This is a genomic window from Phyllobacterium phragmitis, assembly GCF_002980495.1.
GTDB classification, from domain to species: Bacteria; Pseudomonadota; Alphaproteobacteria; order Rhizobiales; family Rhizobiaceae; genus Paramesorhizobium; species Paramesorhizobium phragmitis.
The window spans coordinates 1-2392 of sequence record NZ_PVBR01000061.1 but is presented as its reverse complement, the minus strand read 5'-3'; the positions used below and the strand labels follow the sequence as shown (position 1 = coordinate 2392).

The following is a 2392-nucleotide window of genomic DNA, read 5'->3' as shown; positions in this document are numbered from 1 at the left end:
TTGATCCGTTCCCATTGATCATCCCGAAGAACATCGCAATCCATCACTGACCTCCAAAAGTCAGTGTTGAATCTGATTTGCCGGAATTTTGGAATCCCAAAACCTTAAATCGTCACTACGACCTAGTCAGAAGACGAGTAACGACTCCCCTTGTTCTCACGTTCCGAGAGCCACAAAAGCACTTGTTGAGCTACTTTCTGAGATTCAGCCAACTGCAATTCATCGTCAACTGTAAACTTGATCTCTTCGAGCAGCCCTTCGACATTCGTCAGAAAATTGCGAATATCCTTTTCTTCAATGGCAACAATCGTCAATTCCCCGCGCTGTACGACACGCTGCACGTCATTAGCCGAGACTAGTCCTTGAACATGCTGGAAGCATACAGCGCGAATTTCCTCGATCATGTCACGGTATATGAAACCACAGGTCATTGGGAGCCAATCCTCAGAATAGTGATAATTGTTTTTCCGCCATCTTCGGCCCAGACACGAACATTCCCTAAAGTATAGCTTGTTCGCTGGACGCCGTTAACATTGGTCGTGGCCGTGGCACCTGCCACCTCGGCAGCCTACAGATTGGCGTCATGACCGGCATTGATGGTGATGTCGCGGCCCGCCTGCAGGCTGGAGCCGGCATTGGTCTGTGGCATTCGTACACCAGCAGCTTCCTCTACCCAAAGCTGCATACGCAGACGCGCAGCGTCCGCTGCACTTCCTGCACCGGTACTGACTGCCTTAGTTGGGGCAATAGGGAAGTGCGAAAATGCTGATGCTGACCCAGCCGTTCCTGTGCCGTCCGAAGCGTGCACATCACCCGATCCCGCGAACGGAATACCGGTGAAAGCAAGATTTACGCTGGAGTCAGGCGGGTTTTGTGTCCACAGACCCGAGCGAGAGCAGGAAAGCTGCGATCAAGGTCATGAGGCCCGTCAGGAAAGCTTGAAGCTGATAGGTCATGAGAGAGGTGCTGATGGCAAGCTTATGATGGGTTCATCGTTAACCTTCCAGAAGTCGAGTTCTCCAAACCGGCCATCTTCCGTCAGGAGCAATGTGGTGACAATCGGAACTCCGTCTTCATCTTCAAATTCATATGAAGCGACCGAGCGCACACGACATCCCTTCGGGCAATAATCAGCACGAATTGACCGCATTTCTGGATTTACCACCCAAACTAGTTGCTTGCTGGGCAACGCAAGCTGAACACCACCAATTTGGGCAAGGAATGCAATAAGTTCTACCTCTGTCGATTCAATTTGCCTCATGGATCCGTCCAATATTTATCGTGCCATCAGGCAGCTTGAAGGCGTTGTACTGCAACCGCACACCATCTATGGTTACGAAGCGTACGTTAAGACCGCTGGAAAGATTGCCAGCAGGCAGTAGATCAGCAACGACTGCATCTTGGACTCGCTGTCGGCTCATACCAAGCTCATCTTCGACGTGACGCCAAACATGATAATCTTGGTTTGCATTCCGGCCAAAAGAAACTCCGTCAGGCACTCCCGCCTTTGTGGCCGCCTTTTCAATTTTCTCAATTTTTTTGAGCGCTGCAAGCTTATCCGCCGTCTTTATGGCGCCAATGGCAGTCCCGGCAGCGGGTGCCGCAACCTTGATGGCAAGATCGATAGCAAGACCGGACAGATACTCGCCCGCGGCTTGGTAATTGCCATTGGCGAGCGCCTGCAGATAAAGCAATGACTGCTCGGAAAGGCCGTCAGCAGCGGCATAGCCGTATTTCGCTGCGGCCGCTACGGGATCATAGGCGATCTCCATCGCCACGCCGGAAATGGTCTTGGCCATGCCGGCCGGATCGGAGACCAGCGCCGCGAATTCCTCACCCTGCGAGGCGACGCCTTTCGCGATACCGCGGCTGAAACTCTCGAGGTTGCCCGAAGCGCCAACCGTCTGGTTATAGAGAGCCAAGGTCAGTGCTTCGAAGCAGCCTTCGCGGTCATGAATGACGATCGGCTTGCCGGAGAGCGTCGTAAGCGTGCAGTCCGCCGCATGGGCCGTGGGGACAATCCATTCCCACAGATCGAAACCGGCATCGCCGCGCTGCTCGCCGCAAGCACCTGACCGCAGCTGCTGCAACGCAGTGGCTGGATCGATCTCGTTGTTGCGGATCGCCTGGGAAAGCTCCGGCTCTCTTATATGGTCAAGGGCTCCGCCGATGATTTCCGTGACTGCCGCGCCCGCCGCGATCGCCGCCTTCACCGAAGTGTCGGAGAAGTAGAACTCCACATCGACATGCTTATCTTTGGTGATCTCATAGGCCTTATCCGGATCGCGGTTGAGCGCGGCGAGGTCTTCGGTCCTGCCTTCGGCCTCTAGTTCTGCCTGCTTGTCCTTGTCCCGGATGGTGATCTCGCCCTCGCCCACCGTGGCGCGGACTT

Annotated in this window: 3 protein-coding genes; all 3 read right to left on the bottom strand. The window is 54.5% G+C overall.

Annotated elements, in window-relative coordinates; translation table 11 throughout:
- Positions 1–122: 122 nt before the first annotated feature.
- Positions 123–431: a ZPR1-type zinc finger protein gene (locus C5748_RS27270; RefSeq protein ID WP_105746177.1), complete on the bottom strand. Its 309-nt coding sequence runs from the start codon at positions 429–431 to the stop codon at positions 123–125.
- Between the two features lie 521 nt (positions 432–952).
- Positions 953–1261 (bottom strand): DUF6984 family protein, encoded by a 309-nt coding sequence (locus tag C5748_RS28075; protein ID WP_146119647.1) that lies wholly within the window; start codon positions 1259–1261, stop codon positions 953–955.
- Entirely contained in the window at positions 1248–2378 is a 1131-nt protein-coding gene (locus C5748_RS27265; RefSeq protein ID WP_146119646.1) for a hypothetical protein, read from the bottom strand. Before C5748_RS27265 ends, C5748_RS28075 begins: the two co-directional genes overlap by 14 nt.
- Positions 2379–2392: the final 14 nt, after the last annotated feature.